This window comes from Blautia sp. AF32-4BH (assembly GCF_003460565.1).
GTDB lineage: Bacteria > Bacillota > Clostridia > Lachnospirales > Lachnospiraceae > Fusicatenibacter > Fusicatenibacter saccharivorans.
Genome location: NZ_QTVL01000010.1, coordinates 65827 through 83279, shown reverse-complemented (window position 1 = coordinate 83279; position 17453 = coordinate 65827). Strand labels below are relative to the sequence as shown.

At 48.3% G+C, this 17453-nt stretch carries 14 protein-coding genes; 7 read left to right on the top strand and 7 right to left on the bottom strand.

The genetic code is table 11. From position 1 onward, the window contains the following. Positions 1-56: 56 nt before the first annotated feature. Positions 57-1979 (top strand): hybrid sensor histidine kinase/response regulator, encoded by a 1923-nt coding sequence (locus tag DWZ44_RS12930; RefSeq protein WP_117805020.1) that lies wholly within the window; start codon positions 57-59, stop codon positions 1977-1979. Positions 1980-2072: 93 nt separating this feature from the next. Here DWZ44_RS12930 and DWZ44_RS12925 read toward each other — a convergent pair whose 3' ends face one another. Continuing rightward, the gene (locus DWZ44_RS12925) at positions 2073-3128 is read right to left on the bottom strand and encodes a DUF4097 family beta strand repeat-containing protein (RefSeq protein WP_117805019.1); all 1056 of its coding nucleotides are present in this window, start codon (positions 3126-3128) and stop codon (positions 2073-2075) included. 17 nt (positions 3129-3145) lie between these two features. After that, positions 3146-3463 (bottom strand): PadR family transcriptional regulator, encoded by a 318-nt coding sequence (locus tag DWZ44_RS12920; RefSeq protein ID WP_022463160.1) that lies wholly within the window; start codon positions 3461-3463, stop codon positions 3146-3148. A 213-nt stretch (positions 3464-3676) separates the two neighbouring features. Between DWZ44_RS12920 and pflA the strand changes: the two genes are divergently transcribed. From pflA to DWZ44_RS12905, 3 genes are all read left to right on the top strand, one after another. Then, positions 3677-4456 carry a pyruvate formate-lyase-activating protein gene (gene pflA / locus DWZ44_RS12915; protein ID WP_330411471.1) on the top strand — a complete coding sequence of 260 codons (780 nt, stop codon included), beginning with the start codon at positions 3677-3679 and terminating at the stop codon, positions 4454-4456. Positions 4457-4692: 236 nt separating this feature from the next. Beyond that, a complete protein-coding gene (locus tag DWZ44_RS12910) occupies positions 4693-5040 on the top strand; it encodes a HEAT repeat domain-containing protein (protein WP_022463162.1) in 348 nt (115 codons plus the stop codon). A gap of 247 nt (positions 5041-5287) precedes the next feature. Beyond that, the gene (locus DWZ44_RS12905) at positions 5288-6865 is read left to right on the top strand and encodes a flotillin family protein (protein ID WP_243002081.1); all 1578 of its coding nucleotides are present in this window, start codon (positions 5288-5290) and stop codon (positions 6863-6865) included. 93 nt (positions 6866-6958) lie between these two features. Here the strand turns inward: DWZ44_RS12905 and DWZ44_RS12900 are convergent, their stop codons facing one another. From DWZ44_RS12900 to DWZ44_RS18730, 3 genes are all read right to left on the bottom strand, one after another. Beyond that, positions 6959-7849 carry a LysR family transcriptional regulator gene (locus tag DWZ44_RS12900; protein WP_022463164.1) on the bottom strand — a complete coding sequence of 297 codons (891 nt, stop codon included), beginning with the start codon at positions 7847-7849 and terminating at the stop codon, positions 6959-6961. 147 nt (positions 7850-7996) lie between these two features. Continuing rightward, positions 7997-8446: a response regulator gene (locus tag DWZ44_RS12895; protein ID WP_243002085.1), complete on the bottom strand. Its 450-nt coding sequence runs from the start codon at positions 8444-8446 to the stop codon at positions 7997-7999. After that, on the bottom strand, positions 8373-8582 hold the full coding sequence (locus tag DWZ44_RS18730) for a hypothetical protein (protein ID WP_226906391.1): 210 nt from the start codon (positions 8580-8582) through the stop codon (positions 8373-8375). Before DWZ44_RS18730 ends, DWZ44_RS12895 begins: the two co-directional genes overlap by 74 nt. Positions 8583-8820: 238 nt before the next feature. Here DWZ44_RS18730 and DWZ44_RS12890 point away from each other — a divergent pair, with 238 nt between their 5' ends. The 3 genes from DWZ44_RS12890 (at position 8821) to DWZ44_RS12880 (ending at position 15123) form a co-directional block, all read left to right on the top strand. Continuing rightward, positions 8821-10692, top strand: a complete 1872-nt coding sequence (locus DWZ44_RS12890) for a beta-N-acetylhexosaminidase (protein WP_117805035.1) — start codon at positions 8821-8823, stop codon at positions 10690-10692. A gap of 215 nt (positions 10693-10907) precedes the next feature. Beyond that, positions 10908-11897: a glycoside hydrolase family 130 protein gene (locus DWZ44_RS12885; RefSeq protein WP_055221374.1), complete on the top strand. Its 990-nt coding sequence runs from the start codon at positions 10908-10910 to the stop codon at positions 11895-11897. 115 nt (positions 11898-12012) lie between these two features. Continuing rightward, positions 12013-15123: an alpha-mannosidase gene (locus DWZ44_RS12880; RefSeq protein ID WP_117805018.1), complete on the top strand. Its 3111-nt coding sequence runs from the start codon at positions 12013-12015 to the stop codon at positions 15121-15123. An 84-nt stretch (positions 15124-15207) separates the two neighbouring features. On the opposite strand, the gene DWZ44_RS12875 is transcribed toward DWZ44_RS12880, so the two are convergent. Then, positions 15208-16230, bottom strand: a complete 1023-nt coding sequence (locus DWZ44_RS12875) for a LacI family DNA-binding transcriptional regulator (RefSeq protein WP_055221378.1) — start codon at positions 16228-16230, stop codon at positions 15208-15210. Between the two features lie 51 nt (positions 16231-16281). Then, positions 16282-17349: a carbohydrate-binding family 9-like protein gene (locus DWZ44_RS12870; protein WP_055221380.1), complete on the bottom strand. Its 1068-nt coding sequence runs from the start codon at positions 17347-17349 to the stop codon at positions 16282-16284. Between the last annotated feature and the right edge of the window lie 104 nt (positions 17350-17453).

The following is a 17453-nucleotide window of genomic DNA, read 5'->3' as shown; positions in this document are numbered from 1 at the left end:
AGAGTTGAGACGTTTTTGTATTAAATTAAAATTAGATAAAAGGCATGTGAAATACGATGATGAAAAATAACTATATAAAACAAAAAAGAAAAGATCAAAATCCGGTAAATCATTGGAAAATTTTTGAGGGACGGTTGGTATTCCTTCTGGCAATGGTGATTTTGGCTGTTGTCGCATATACTTTTATTTTACAACAAGCATATACCAAAACTGCTCTGAAAACAGAAATTGAACGAGATATTTCCAGTGCAGATGCGGTTCATAAGCTGGTAAATGACAGACTGGGACGAAAAGATTTTAATGAAATAAAAAGTAAAGCTGATGAGAATACAGAACTATTCAAGAATATGTCGACATATATGAATGAAATCAGAACGCTGAATTCTACGAGATATATTTACACAGCAACCAGAAATGAAGACGGTAGATTGATTTACGTTGTAGACGGACTGGATCCATCGGCTGGTGACGTCAGACATCCAGGAGATCCGATTGAAAAGGAGATGGTTCCTTATATAGAAAAAGCACTTTCTGGAAAAACAGTATATTCTCAGGATATTGTTGATACAACATGGGGACCTATTTTTACAGCCTGTTATCCTGTGACAGCGGAAGATGAATCTAATGAAGTGATAGGTGCTTTCTGCATAGAAATGGATATGCAGAAAGCGTATGGAATGGTTGAGAAGACGAATAAGTTAAGTATTGTACTGGGATGCATTACAGCGTGTATTTTGGTAATATTATGTACCTGTGGATATTCTGTATATAAGAAGCAAAAAGAAAATGAGCAGAAACAGCAAAAACTGTTGCAGGAAGCTGCAAGACTGGCCGATTCAGCTAATAAAGCAAAATCAACATTTCTGTTTAATATGTCTCATGATATTCGTACCCCTATGAATGCAATCATTGGATATGCAGAATTGGGAGAGAAACATTTAAAGGAGCCAACTATATTAGAGGATTACTTTGAAAAAATATTATTGTGCGGAAAGAAAATGCTGCATTTGATTGATAACATTCTTGAATTAGCACGAATCGAAAACAACCAAGCAACGCTGGATGAAACAATAACAGATGTTTCTAAAAACTTTGATTTATGTATTGATATGTTTAGAAAACCGATAGAAGAAAAACATCAAACACTGAAAGTCAATAAGAACATTCGATATCCATACCTGCATATGGATGATGCAAGATCATCTGAAATTACGATTAACATTTTGAGTAATGCTGTGAAATACACGGGTGAAGGCGGTAACATAAGCTGCACATTGAACCAATATCCCGGCGAAAAAGAAGGTTGGAGTGTATTAGAGCTTATCATAGCAGACAACGGAATCGGAATGTCAGAAGAATTTCAAAAACATATTTTTGAATCATTTTCACAGGAACGATCTTCGTCAGACAGCGGAATAGAAGGTAGCGGACTTGGCATGGGAATCGTGAAGAAACTGGTGGATTTAATGAATGGCAAGATCACAGTTCAGAGCAAACCGGGAGCAGGTTCTACTTTTACAATCACGCTTCCATTAAAAATAGCAAATGCGGAAGAAAGGAATCCGAAACATGCAGACGGTCAGTTGAATATCAAAAAACTGGAAGGAAAAAGGGTTCTTCTGGTAGAAGATAATGACTTGAACGCAGAAATTGCAACGGAACTTTTGACGGAAGAGGGAATCATGATAGAAAGAGCGGAGAACGGCGTTGCATGTATTGATATGTTTAACAAAGCAAAGCAAAATTACTACAGTCTGATTCTGATGGATATTCAGATGCCGATTATGAACGGATATGAAGCATCCAGGAGAATTCGAGAACTGAAAGACGGTAACAAATCGCAGATTCCAATTGTTGCAATGACAGCAAATGCGTTTGAAGAAGATAAGAAGATGGCTTTGACAAGTGGCATGAATGATCATGTTGCAAAACCAATAGATATGAATATATTATTGCCGACTATTATGAAATATATGTAAAGGAAGAAAGAAGGACACTGATTTTGTAGTCAGTGTTCTTCTTACATATCAGTCGACTAAAGAAAAACATTTTATCCAGTCCATTCTTTTTTGTCAGTCTTCTGCCGGCAAGTCAGAGAGCAGGACATTTCCGTTGACGGTACTTGCCTGAATGGTGAATGCAGAAATACCGGAGCGGGTGAATGTTTTTGTGTAGGATTCCGTTCTTCCATTGGAGACGAGGCGGATTTTTCCGGTTGTCGTGGATACATGAATGGACGCATCGGTAAGGTCGTGCGGGAGATGGAGTTTCACGGAACCGTTGACGGATTTTGCTGTCAGGGACTCGGAACAGGTTCCCTCGAAGAGGACTTTGCCGTTGACACCGTTTAAAGCTGCGCGGGAGCAGTCACCGGTGATTTCAAGTCTGCCGTTTGTGGCGGAAACATCGAGGCTGTCTGCGCGCAGACGGGTCAGGACGATCTTTCCGTTCGCAGCCTGTATGCGGCAGCTGGATGCGGAAAGGGAATCGCCGGTGATTTTGCCGTTTGTGGCGGAAATTTCGAGCGTAGTAAGGGAGAGGGTATCAAGCCCGGCCGCGCCGTTCAAAGAGCGGAGCGTCAGCTTCTGTACGGTGGACGGCACCTGGAAGGAGAACACCTCTTTCTGGTGATTATTGCAGAAAAGATGTTTCCAGAATACGGAAGGGATGAGCTTTTTCTCTCGCAGACAGAACGTATTGCCCTCAATGCCTGCTTCGAAGCGGTCCGGATCGAAGTCGCCGGAAAAGTCAAACTCAACCGAAGCGGAAGTGCCCGGAGCAAAGTCGGCAGAAGCGTTCCGCAGGGAGATTTCCATAGCGGTGATGGCGGTGGAAGGGGCGTACGGGTAGTTCTGATGTGTTTCTTCAGAATTGGAGTGGATTTTCTCCTGTGGCAGCACGTTTGCAACAGGCTGCTCCGTCGTGGCATATTCCTGACGGAAAAATTCGAGGACATCGTCGACATTGCCGAGTTCCGCACAGATTTCCTCATCGGAGAGACCCTGGCTGCGGGCGTCGGCGAAATGGGATTCGAAATCGTTTAAAATTTCCTCTGCGGCGGCAGAATCAAAGGATGCAAGGCCCTGTTTCAATGCATTCATATAAGTTTCATACGTTGTATTCATCATGATTTTCCTTTCTATCGTCAGATCGTTTCATCTGAAATCAGTCGGTTGATCTGCTGGGTGAAATCCAGCCATTCCTGTTTTTTCTCCTGCTGATAAGCTGTTCCTGCTTCAGTCAGATGGTAATATTTCCGGGCAGGGCCGGATGCGGATTCCTGCAGATACGTTTCCACGTAACCGGCTTCCTTGAGTCGTTTTAAAATCATATAGAGCGTTCCTGCGGCGATGGACATTTCGCGGGAAATGGCGTCTGTCAGCTCATAGCCGTATTTGTCCTCTTTTGTCAGCTGGGAGAGGACACAGAGCTCGAGGACGCCCTTTTTGAGTTGTGGATTCATATGAACACCTCCTTGTTGAGTAGATCATAACACAGACTATATCATAATGCAATATAGCAAACCAAATTTTTACCGTGCCATGTGTTCGATTTTGTACATGGAAATGCCTTGAAAAGAACCGCGGATTTCCGTATAATCAAGCAGAACCCTGAAATTTGACCGGAAAATACAGAAAAATAGAAAGATAGTAAGTTGGAAAGAAGAGGAAAAAATATGAGTGAAATGAATCAGAATAACAATGGCCCGGTAAAGGGCGCGATCCATTCGATCGAGAGCTTCGGATCCGTCGACGGACCTGGCGTACGCTACGTGATTTTCGTGAAGGGCTGCAACATGCGCTGCCAGTTCTGCCACAACCCGGATACCTGGACGATGAAAGATGCCGACTGGCAGACCGCAGATGAGGTGCTGAAAAAGGCGCTCCGCTACAAAAATTACTGGGGCGAAAAGGGCGGCATTACTGTAAGCGGCGGAGAACCGCTGCTGCAGATCGACTTCCTGATCGAGCTGTTCCGCAAGGCAAAAAAGAACGGCGTTCACACAACGCTGGATACCAGTGGAAATCCGTTCACAAGAGAGGAGCCGTATTTCAGCAAATTTAATGAGCTGATGAAATACACCGACCTGCTGCTGCTCGATATCAAGTTGATTGACGACAAGGCGCACAGAGAGCTGACCGGCTGCACCAACGAGAACATCCTCGACCTGGCGCGCTACCTTGACGAGATCGGCAAACCAGTCTGGATCCGCCACGTCCTCGTCCCGGAACGCAGCGACTACGATGAATACCTGATTCGCCTCGATGAGTTTTTACACAGCCTGCACAACGTACAGCGCGTAGAGGTTCTCCCATACCACACCCTCGGCGTATTCAAATGGGAAACCTTAGGAATCCCATACAAACTCGAAGGCATCAATCCGCCGACCAAAGAGCGCGTGGAAAACGCCAATAAACTGCTGCATACGGCGGAATATACGGGATATCTGAAATAAAAAGCAGAACAACAAGAAAAAAATGTGAAAAAGTAACAATTTTTATAAAAACTTTATAGTATTTCTGTTCAAAAACCAGAAGAAAAGGAGTATAATTTCTGTTATGGACGAGAGCATGCTTACAATGTGGCGGACATGACAGGGACGACAGCAAAAACACTACGAACCTTTTTTGATTCGCCGCGGCAGTTGCTGCATCCACCAAAAATAAGAGCAAAAAGAAAGAAGGATTTACAATGTTTGGTTCAAAAGAGGCATCGGAAGACAAGCTGAAAAAAATGGTGGAAAAAGGAAAATGGGACAAATTAAGAAAACAGTATCTGGATTCGGACAAGACAACGCAGGTAGCGCTTGCAAAAGCCTGTGCAGCTTCGAGAAATGATGGTTCTGTTAATATTCTGACTTCTCTTCTGGAAGTAGACGATGTAGACGTAAAAATCGCGGCCGTTACGAGCCTTGGTGAGGTTGGAGACGATCACGTAACAGCACTGATCCGTCAGCTGGCCGTCAAGACACCGGCAGATCAGACGGAGCTGAAAGCAGCGATCACAAAAGCGCTGGAGAAGATTGTCGAAAGAGCATAAGAGCAGGATCAGTGAAAAAAAGGAAAGGCGAAGAAGTTTCTGTAAAAAGAAGCTCCTTCGTTTTTTTGTTGCAAGGCATATCAGAATCTGCTCCAGCGGATTGTTTTTGCCCGAACAGAAATCTTACAAAATCGTAATAATAATGCAGTTGTATCTATCCCGCAAAAAATGCTATAGTGAAAATAACACAGACACAAAAGCAGAACGCGGAGCGAAAAGCATCCGCAGAAAAAAGGGAGGAAACAAGATGGAATTTGTATTCGAACATGCAAACATGATTGCCGTGATCGCCGTTGTGGTGATCATTCTTGCCATTCTGGCGAGCGGTTATGTGAAGGCGCCGCCGGATACCGCATTTATTATTTCCGGTTTCAAAAAAGGCCAGCGGATCCTGATCGGTAAAGCCGGCATCAAGCTCCCATTCTTTGAGCGGCTGGACAAGCTGAGTCTGAAGCTGGTAGCGATCGATGTGAAGACGAGCGACGCCGTGCCGACCGCTGACTACATCAATATTCAGGTGGATGCAGCCGTCAACATCAAAGTCGGGGACGAACCGCAGAAGATCCAGAAAGCATCCCAGAACTTCCTGAACCGCGACAGCGAATATATTGCCAAGGTTGCAAGAGAAGTCCTTGAAGGAAACATGCGTGAGATCGTTGGAAAGATGCGTCTGGAAGAGATGGTTTCCGACCGTCAGAAGTTTGCGGAGCTGGTCAAAGAAAATGCAGAACCGGACCTGGCTGCGATGGGACTTGATATCATCAGCTTCAACGTACAGAATTTCGTTGATTCCAATCAGGTCATTGAAAACCTCGGTATCGACAATATCGTAAAAATCAAGAAATCTGCGGCGATCGCCCGTGCCAATTCCGAGAAAGAAATCAAAATTGCCCAGGCGCGTGCAAATAAAGAGGCGAACGATGAGCGCGTTCTTGCCGAGACCGAGATCGCAAAGAAAAACAACGATCTGGCAATCAAGTCGGCAGAGCTGAAAAAAGAGTCCGATATCAAAAAGGCAGAGGCAGATGCAGCGTACAAGATTCAGGAAGAGCAGCAGAGAAAAGAGCTGGAAATCACTTCCGCGAATGCGAACATCGCCCGTCAGGAGCGCGAGGTTGAGCTCCGTGCCAGAGAAGTAGAAGTAACCGAGAAATCCCTCGAGGCAGAAGTCAAGAAGAAAGCCGAGGCCGAGCGTTACGCAAAACAGCAGCAGGCAGAGGCAGATTTGTACCGCCGTCAGAAAGACGCAGAGGCAGACCAGTTCGAAAAAATCCGCGAGGCGGAGGCAAAGAAAGCCCAGGCAGAAGCCCAGCGCTATGCGATGGAGCAGGAAGCACTCGGTATCAAGGCAAAAGGTGAGGCGGAAGCCGCATCTATCCGCGCCCAGGCACTTGCAGAGGCCGAAGGTATGGAGAAGAAAGCCGAGGCTTACCAGCGCTACAACAAAGCCGCAATGGCAGAGATGATGATCAAGGTTCTGCCGGAGATCGCCGGAAAGATCGCAGAGCCGCTCAGCCAGATCGACAAGATTACGATCATCGGCGGCGGAAGCGAAGACAACGGCATCGGCTCCGTAGCGGGCAATGTGCCGGTGGTGATGGCAAAGCTGTTTGAGTCGATGAAAGAGGCGACCGGTGTCGATCTCTCCGAAATCATGAGAGCCGATACATACGATGCAAAAGTAAACCGCAACATTCAGATCTCCAGCCCGGAAGAGCTCAAAGAGTATCTGAAAGCAGAAGCCGGAAAGGCAGCAGCGGATGCAGAAAGCCCGGAAAAAGCGGAAGCATCCGAACCGGTGCAGAAAGACGGCAGCGAGCAGTAAATCCAGAACGGATCATAAAAACAGAAAAAGAGGCAGGGATCCAGAAAAATTTCTTGAGGATCCTGCCTCTTTTGACGTATAGATCGGAAAAAGTTATTCGGCGCCTTTTTCCAGCATGCTCATGAACTCTTTTGCCGCCTGCGGGATCGGCAGATGGGAGCTGTGGGCAACGACAAGCTGGCGCGGCGGAAGCTCCTCCACGAGGTCGAGCTGGAAGGCCGCCGTCTCTTTTACAAGACAGTAGTCCGGCACAAACGCGATGCCAAGGCCGATACTCGCCAGGTCGATCAGAAGATCGTTGCTGCCAAGCTCAATTTCCGGCACGAGGTCGAGCTGGAACCGCTGAAACTGGCTGTGCAGGAACTCACTCGTCGTACTCTTGCGGTCGAGCATCAGAATCGGGTACTGCAGCAGCTCTTTTAAGTGAACCGGCCTGTTTTCCAGTTCCGGGTAATATTCGCCGTTCGCGATGAAGATATCGTGGAACGAATGAATCGGAATCGTGTGAAGACGGCTGGAAAGATGCGAGTTTGGATAATTGGTCACGATGAAATCCACCTGGCCGGATTCCAGCAGATCGACACACTGGGTCGAAGTCTGGTTTGTCACCTTGATGTGGACATTCGGAAAGGAGCGGTGGAAACGGTTCAGGTACGGAACAAGGAAATAGCGGCAGATTGTGTCGCTCGCGCCGATGCGGAGCTGGCCGCCGCCAAGCGTTCCCGCTTCCATAATCTGTGCTTCACCGCGCGCAATCAGGTTGATCGCAGGCTCTACGTGGCGCAGCAGCGTTTCTCCCTCCGGCGTTAACTGCACGCGCTTTGTACTGCGGATAAAGAGCGTGATTCCAAGCTTTTTCTCCAGTACCTTGATCGACTGGCTGACCGCCGACTGCGAGATAAAAAGCAGCTTGGAGGCCTCGGAAAAACTGAGTGTGGTGGCAACGTAATAGAAAACCTTATATAACTCGTAATTAATATCCAAAATAAGCACCTCTTATAAAATATGATATCTTCACTCTAGCACACTTCCCCGAAAGAATGCAAGAAAAAATCTGCCGGAACCGTGAACTTTTTCTCCTCTTTTTCGAGTAAGAGAAAATTCACGGTTCCGGCAGATAAGAAAGGGGAATCAGCCAAGCACTTTGGCAATGGCGCCGTCCGGCGTGCGGATCTGGCGCGTTGCAGAGTATCCGTCGAGTTTCGGCATCTGAATATCCATCAGCACCAGATCGAACTGATCCGGCGCTGCGGTGCGGAGCGTCTCAACGGCAACATCGCCGTCGTCTGCAAGGCTGACGGAAAATCCGGCGTTCGAAAGGAGCTCCATCGCGATTTCCTGTACCATATGGCTGACGTTGATCGCCATGCCAAGTCCCGTACCCTGAATGCCGCTGACCGTAGAAGTCTCCTCGCGTGTAAACGATTCAAAGAGGTGCTCCTGGAATTCCCGGCTCATGCCGATGCCGTTGTCGCGGACGTGGAATTCGTAGAGCGCATACCCTTTTTTATAGTACGGTTTCTGAATAATACGGACAATGATGGTGCTGCCGTTCTGTGTGAATTTCGTGGCATTGCTCAGCAGATTCAGCAGAATCTGGTTCAGGCGGAAAAAGGTGCTGGCCGGAGGTGGAAATCTTGTTCAGGTATTCCTGCACCTGGTCCGGCTGATTGACGTGGGCGGCAGCCAGAGCGGTAAAGCCGATGATCGCATTCATCCGAAAAAACAGATTTTGTTCCGGAATGAAAATGGGAAACAAAAGTTACTTTACATATAAAAGAGCAGAACAGGAAGAAATTTTGAAAAAAATTGAAGAAAATTACAAATTATTGTGGAATATGTGGAAAAAATATGGTAGGATGGGGGAGAAGAGAAAAGTGGTTTCAAAATGTTACTTAACGTTCAGTGAAAGTTCTATGGTTACAAAGAAAACAAAAAACAAGAGGAGAAGGAAAATGAAATTTTTACCAAAACCAAAAGAGGTAAAACTCCTGACGGGGGAACATGCACTCTGCTATGACGGCAGAATTGTACTGGATGGCAGACTGCTGGGAAATGGGGATACGTATGCGAAAGTGCTGCAGAAGGGAATCAAAAAGGAAACCGGAATGCAGTACGATATCGGATACGGCGTTCCGGGAAGAAAAGAGACCGGCGCGATTGTACTGGAACTGGATGAGACAAGGAAAAGCCAGCAGTATGTGCTGCAGGTGACAGAGGAGGAAATCCGCATCCAGGGCGGAGACGGAGCCGGCGTGCTCTACGGTGTGCAGACGCTGTGCCAGATGATACACGAATACGGTGCACTGCTTCCGGCTGTGCGGATCGAGGATGAGCCGGATCTGCCGGTGCGCGGCTATTATCTCGATGAGACGAGAGGCCGTGTGCTGACACTTTCCTATTTAAAACAGGTGGCAGACCGCATGGCGTACTACAAGCTGAACCAGCTGCAGCTCTATGTGGAGCACACGTATCTGTTCTCGGGACTTTCCGAGATGTGGCGCGATGAGACGCCGCTTACGGCAGAGGAAATCCGCGAGCTGGATGCGTACTGCGCAAAGCTTCATATCGAACTGGTGCCGTCGATCGCAACGTTCGGCCATCTGTACATGCTGCTCTCCACAAAGAGCTATGGCGACCTCTGTGAATTCCCAGACAGCTGGAAAGAGCCGTTTTCCTTCTGGGACCGGATGCAGCATCACACGGTGGATGTCTCCGGCGGCAGAGCGATCGAGCTGATCAAGGCCATGATCGAGGAGTACATGGCGCTCTTTGCCACGGATAAATTCAACATCTGCGCGGATGAAACGTTCGACCTTGGAAAAGGAAAATCGAAACCGCTGGCAGACGAGAAAGGCGTTCACCGCCTGTATATCGACTATGTAAAAGAGCTCTGCGAGTTTCTCGTGGCAAAAGGCAAAAAGCCGATGTTCTGGGGCGATATCATCTGCGCACAGCCGGAGCTGATCAAAGAGCTGCCAGAGGAAACCGTCTGCCTGACCTGGGGCTATGCAGCCGAGCAGAGAGAGCATGAGGCAAAAGTGATGGCGGAAGCTGGTGCAAGACAGTATCTCTGTCCTGGGGTCGGCGGCTGGAACCAGTGGATGAACCTGGTGGAGAACAGCTACAAAAATATCACACGGATGTGCGGCTATGCGAGAAAATACCATGCGGAAGGTGTTCTGAACACAGACTGGGGTGACTGCGGCCACATCAATCAGCCGGACTTTTCCCTTCCTGGCATGATCTATGGAGCCGTCTTCTCCTGGGGAGACGATACCGACAGCTTTGAGGAGCTGAATGAACAGATTTCCCGTCTGGCCTACGGCGACCGGAGCGGAAAATTCGTTTCCTATATGGCAAAAACGGCAGAATGCTCCATCTTTGACTGGTGGGATGCCAACGTCGTTTACGAGGAAAAAGTGCTCGGTCATCCGAACAACCGGAATGCGCTGTTTGACGCGAGAATCCAGGATGAGGCGAAGCGTGCAGCTGCAAAGGAAACAATTGCGGCTCTGAAAAAAGAACTGAAAAAGACAGCCGGTGCTCTGGAAGAATCCTGCCGTCCAATGGTTCCGGTGCTGGAACTCACGATGGAAGCGATTGACATCTGGAATGAGACGGGTGCGAGACTGTGTGATATCGAGCTTGGAAAAGAAAAAGATGAGGCAGCCTGCGCGGCACTTGCGGGACGGCTGGAAACCTGGTTTATGAAGTATAAAGCGTCCTGGAGAAGCATCAGCAAAGAAGGCGATCTGCACCACATTGCGGAAATTGTATTCTGGTATGCCGATATTCTGCGGGGAAGAAAACCGTACGAAAAATAAAAAAATCTGTTTGTAAACAAAATGAACAGAAAAAGAGAATAAATGAACGATAAAAAGTAACAAAGAAAACGAAAATTTACATAAAAGTGAACAAAAACACTTGACTTTTGCGCAGAAATGGACGAAGATAGAAGTATCGGATCGAAAGATCAAAAATGTCCGTATGGCGTGACAAGAGAGAAAGAAAAAAATAATTTTCACAGAGGGAAACAATCATGAGTAAAATCATCGGAAACAATCTGCCGGATATGCCTTGGCAGGAAAAACCAGCAGGAGAGCACATGCCGGTATGGCGCTATGATCAGAACCCGATCATCGGCCGTTACGAGCAGAAACGTTCCAACAGTATCTTCAACAGCGCAGTCGTACCGTTCGAGGACGGATACGTAGGTGTATTCCGCTGCGACAGCCGTTCCATCAGCATGGACATCTTCGTTGGAAGAAGTAAAGACGGTATCCACTGGGAGATCGAGGATGAACCGATCAAATTTGAGGGCGCTGACGAGGAGATTCTGACAAGAGAGTACCGTTATGACCCGCGTGTCTGCAAAATCGACGACAAATACTATGTAACCTGGTGCAACGGCTATCACGGCCCGACCATCGGTGTTGCTTACACCTATGACTTCAAGAAATTCGTTCAGCTTGAGAACGCATTCCTTCCATTCAACCGTAACGGCGTGCTGTTCCCGAGAAAGATCAACGGCTACTACATGATGATGAGCCGTCCAAGCGACAACGGCCATACACCGTTCGGCGATATCTTTGTCAGCCAGAGTAAAGATATGGAATTCTGGGGAAGACACCGTCACATGATGAGCCCGGTCCGCGGCGATGAGTCTGCATGGCAGTGCACCAAGATCGGTGCCGGCCCGGTTCCGATCGAAACAGATGAGGGATGGCTGCTGATCTACCACGGCGTTATCACAACCTGCAACGGATACGTATATCGTATGGGATGCGCACTGCTTGATATCGACGAGCCGTGGAAAGTAAAATACAGAACGAAAGACTATATTATGGCTCCGATCACCCAGTACGAGTGCATGGGTGATGTTCCGAACGTAGTATTCCCGTGCGCAACCTTAAGCGATGCAGCAACCGGAAGAATCACTATCTACTACGGATGCGCAGATACTGTAACCGGTATGGCATTCACAACCGTAGATGAGCTGCTGAACTATGTGAAAGAGAATAGCCTTTGATTTATAAGATAACTTAAAAAGCGACAAGTCCGCCGGGCTTACGGGTGAAAGAAGCCTGCAGGTCCGGCGGACTTTCTTTTTAAAAATGACCCCATGGACAGCATAAGGAGGCACTATGAAATTTGTAAAAGAGCGTGTGAACGTAATCTGCCAGGAACTGGCAAGACTTTCGATTTCACAGAAAATTAAAATCACCGATATGCAGGTGAAAAATGGATGCTATATCACACCGGCAGAGGCCGATGCATCAAAAGAGCCGTGGACATCGTTTGATACGGTCAATGACCGCTGGTACGGACCGGACAAACATTACTGGTTCCGCACCACCATCACCATTCCGGAGAGCTTCGATGGAAAAAATCTCTGGATGAGAGTCCATGCAGGACTGGACGAATGGGATGACGGAAGAAACCCGCAGTTCCTGCTGTTTGCAAACGGCGAAGTGATCCAGGGTATGGATATCAACCACCGCGAAGTACTTGTAAGAGAAAATGCAAAGGCCGGTGAAAAAATCCAGTTTGACCTGCAGTCCTACACCGGAACGCTGCACAGCGAGTTCCGTCTGCTGGCAGACCTTGAGGAGCATGATGCGAAAATCGAGGAGATCTATTACGACCTCATCGTTCCGATGCAGGGCCTGAACCGTATGGACGAGGATAATAAAACGCGTCTGGATCTCGAAACCGCACTGACCAACACGATCAATCTGCTGGACCTGCGCAAGCCGTACAGTAAAGAGTTCTACGCTTCCATCGAAGAGGCAGAAAAATGCATCCAGGAAGAGATCTATGAAAAAATGGGCGGCTGGGACGAAGTTGTGGCAACGTGCATCGGCCACACCCACATTGATGTGGCATGGCTGTGGACGATTGACCAGGTTCGCCAGAAATCCTGCCGAAGCTTTGCAACGGTATTAAAACTGATGGATGAGTATCCGAACTATCATTTCATGTCAAGCCAGCCGAAGCTCTACAGCTTTGTAAAGGAAAGACACCCGGAAGTATACGAGAAAATCCGCCAGAGAGTCAAAGAAGGACGCTGGGAGCCGGAAGGCGGCATGTGGGTTGAGGCAGACTGCAACCTGACATCAGGAGAGTCCCTTGTGCGTCAGTTCCTGTTCGGAAAACGCTTCTTCAAAGAGGAGTTCGGTGTAGACAACAAAATTCTGTGGCTGCCGGACGTGTTCGGATACAGCGCTGCCATGCCGCAGATTCTGAAAAAATGCGGAATTGATTACTTCATGACGACAAAGCTGGCATGGAACGAGTTTAACAAAGTGCCGTACGATACCATGAACTGGGAAGGAATCGACGGAAGCAAAGTTTTCACGCATATGATCACAACGCTCGGCGTCGGCCAGCCGGAGACCAGCTTCTTTACGACATACAACGGCATGCTGCATCCGGATGCAATCATGGGCGGCTGGGACCGCTATCAGAATAAGGATATCAACAACGATATTCTGATCAGTTATGGCTACGGGGACGGCGGCGGCGGCCCGACCAGAACGATGCTTGAGACATCCAAACGAATGGAAAAAGGCATCAAGGGCGTGCCGAAAGTACGCCAGGCATTTGCGAGAACGTATTTCGACGAACTGCATGAGAAAGTAAAAGACAGCAAACGCCTCCCAACCTGGATCGGAGAGCTGTATTTCGAGTTCCACCGGGGAACGTATACTTCGATGGCACGCAACAAACGCGGAAACCGTAAGAGCGAGTATGCGATGATGGAATTAGAGCTTCTGTCCGTTCTGGCAGAAAAGGCCGGAAAAGCATATCCGACCGAAGAACTGAACCGCATGTGGGAGATGATCCTGACAAATCAGTTCCACGATATTCTGCCGGGTTCCTCCATCCATGAGGTATATGAGCAGACGAAGAAAGAGTATGCGGAAATTGCAGAAACATCTGCAAAACTGATCGGTGAGCGTCTGGATGCACTCTGTGCGAAGAAGGACGAGAGTGTGACCGTATGGAATACGCTGGGCCACAGAAGAAACGATATCGTAGAGCTGGGCACAAACAGCGCTGAGGCACTGACCGATGGAACGAACGTGTATCCGGTACAGCAGACGAAAGACGGAGCGGTTATTTACGCAGAAAATCTGCCGTCCAAGGGATATCAGGTACTGCGCCCGGTAAGCGGATCCGTTGTGAAAACACCGTTTGCCATAGCAGAAGCAGGAGAGGGATATACCCTTGAGACACCGTTTTACACCATTGCAATCGATGCAAACGGCGAATTTACTTCCCTGTTTGACAAAGAAAATGACCGTGAAGTACTTCAGATCGGAAAAACAGGAAATGAACTGCGGATCTATGAGGATAAACCGCTGCAGTACAGCGCATGGAATCTGGACATCTTCCATACCGAGAAATCCTGGAAGGTAGAGGGCGTGCGCCGCATGGAGTGGACAGAAAACGGTCCGGTCCGTGCAACCCTGGAGATCGAGCGCGAAGTGATGGATACCGTCATCCGCCAGCAGATCCACTTCTACGCAAAAGACCGCAGAATTGATTTCGAAACCTACGTTGACTGGAAATTTGCTGAGCATGTGCTCAAAGTACACTTCCCGGTTGACGTTCACAGCGATGAGGCAACGTACGATATCCAGTTTGGTAACGTGACAAGAAAACTGCACACCAACACAAGCTGGGATCAGGCAAAATTCGAGGTATGTGGCCACAAATGGGCCGATCTTTCCGAGGGAAGCTACGGTGTCAGCCTGATGAACGACTGCAAGTACGGCTATTCCATGAAGGATCGCGTGATGACACAGACCCTGATTAAATCCGGAACTGAGCCGAATCTGACGGCAGACCAGGAGGAGCATTCCTTTACGTACTCCTTGTATCCGCATGCAGGAACGTGGCGTGAGGCAGGTACGGTACAGGAAGCGCTGAATCTGAATGTGCCGGCAAAAGCTGTTTTTGGTGCGGCAGAAAAAGACCGCATGGAGTTCCTGTCTGCAGACAAACGCAACGTAGTGCTTGAGACCGTGAAGAAAGCAGAGGACGGAGACGGCATGATTGTGCGTCTGTACGAGGTGGAGAATGCGAGAACGAAAGTGACACTGCACTGCGCAGAATCCATTCTTTCTGCAGAGGAGACCAATCTGCTGGAGCAGCCGGCAGATGGCGCAATCAATGTGAAGGAGAACGAGATTTCGCTTACGATCAAACCGTACGAGATCCGTACGATCCGCATCCGCACAGAGAAATAACGTACAGAAACATAAAAAAGACACCGTATCCGAAAAACGGAAATACGGTGTCTTTTCAAAAAGCAAAATCAAAAAACGGATGCATCAGTCGCCGGTGGAAGCGCGGTACAGAACTTTGGATTCCAGATACGTGACTTCATGCGGCGTGTGCGGATATTTGATCCGGTAAAGAATCTGAAGCGCCAGGCGGGAGCCGAGCTCCTCATTGAAGACCTGAACGGTAGTCAGATTTTCTGCCAGAAGATCCTCGATATTGTTGTCAAAGCCGGATACGGCAACGTCCTCCGGCACGCGCAGTCCCCGCTTTTCAAGAAGCTGCATCAGAATACAGGCAACGTAGTCGCTGGCGCAGACAAAAGCGTCCGGCATGCGGGAAAGGGAGGAAAGGAAAGAATCGATTTCCTCGCGGTAGGAGTCAATCCCAAGCGGTGTGGTCAGGCAAAGAGAAGGATTCGGTGTTTTTCCGGCATCCATCAGTGCCTGGCAGAAGCCCTCATAGCGTTCGCGGTTGGACTGTGCGTAGCCGATATCACCCATGAAGCCCGGAAGAGTGCATCCTTTCTCGAGAAGATGGGCGGTAATATTGCGGACGCTGTTCCGGCTCTCCATCAGGAGAAGATCGCCGTTCAGTTCATCCGGGGATACGAGGGAGGAAGTGTCCAGGAACACTTTGGGAATCTGTGTCTCTGCGAGCAGACGCAGAAGACGTTCGTTGTACACGTTCAGAACAATGATGCCGTGGACGCTTCCGTTTGTAAGTGTGGGCGGGAGAAAATACGTTTTATCCGCCGAAGTCGGAAGATACGTGTAAACGAGATTGACATTGTGTGTTGAAAATACTTTTGCAATCTGGTGGATGATGGTCATCCAGAAAAGTGAGGTTTCCGGTCTGCAGACGGCAACTGCAATGTTGACCGGCGTGGTCTCCTCCGCGCTGGAAGGATATTGAAAATCTTCCGGGATGGCATAGCCAAGCTCCTGGGCTTTGGCGATGACCTTGGTGCGCAGGGAATCGGAGACACCTTCGTGTCCGCTGAACACCTTCCAGACGGTGGTCCGGGAGATGCCCAGGGAATTTGCAATTTCCTGTAAAGTGACTTTTTTCATAGTTTCAACCGATCCTGTTACAAATTTTAACTACTAACCGATATTATACGCTTAAAGTGTAATTTTTTCAACCTTTCCGTTGGAATACAGAAGGAGGAGATGTGCACGATCGGCACTCGGACAGGAAATCAGGTACGTACGGCTGGTGGTTTCAATGGTATATCCAAGATCTTTTACAGATTTATTCCAGTCGTTCGGTGCATACGCATCCAGCGTTTTCTGCAGTTCATCGAGGCTGCTGCTGTAGGAGCCGGTTGTCTCAAACAGAATATTTTCTGCGTAATACAGCTTGCGGAGCTCCCATTTGCGATACTCGTCCTCCGGAATGGTGCTGTCGCATGGAGCATCCTCGCGGTCCTCGGAGAAGAAGACGAAAGCCCACAGCTCCGGATAATGAATATTGATGACGCCGGTCGGAGCCCATACCCAGTTGTCTTCCGGGAGAACATTTCCGTTTTCATCGGTGCGTTTTACGTAAGTGTTGTCCTTGACATCCACATTCCACTGCACACGGGAGAAGTTCATACGGTAAAATTCTCCGTTTTTCGGTGCGCGGCGCTCTTTCTGGTATTCGTAGAGAGCGGAGAACGGAATCACAACCTCAACACTCCAGCCTTTGTTTTCAGCGGAAGGATCGTTGATGGAACCGTCCACATGGACAGCGGTGCGAAGGCCGTGCATATCGTAGCCATTGAGGCCGCTGCCGCCGTCGCGGTACGGCTCTGCGAGAAACAGATCCCATACCGTGTTCAGAACGTTCATTTCAAATTCATAGTAATGGTACGTATCGGAATCCGGGTCAACGAAGATCTCGAAATCGTTGTCAAAGTAGATGACAGAATCGCGTTCTGTTAAATGACCCCAGATTTCATCGCCGGCAAGGTCGGCAGCAACGTAAAGATTTTCATCATCCCAGAGCATTTTTGCGCGGGTGACAAAACGCGGAAGCGGCATGTGGCTGCCCTGGATATCCAGAAATTCATCGGTATACGGTGCGTCCTCCCAGAATGGTTTGTTGATATTTCCGTCCAGATGGAACTCTTTTTTTGCGCGGTGGCAGGTATAAACTGGCGGTGCAAACGGGACAGCCGGAACCGGAATCGTGATGTTTTTGCTCATAAGTAAAAACCTCCCTTTGTAATTTGCAAAATTTAGTAGCGAAAGGTATCATAACACTAAAAGTAATAAATTTCAACATGAAAAATGAACAAAAATGAACGAAA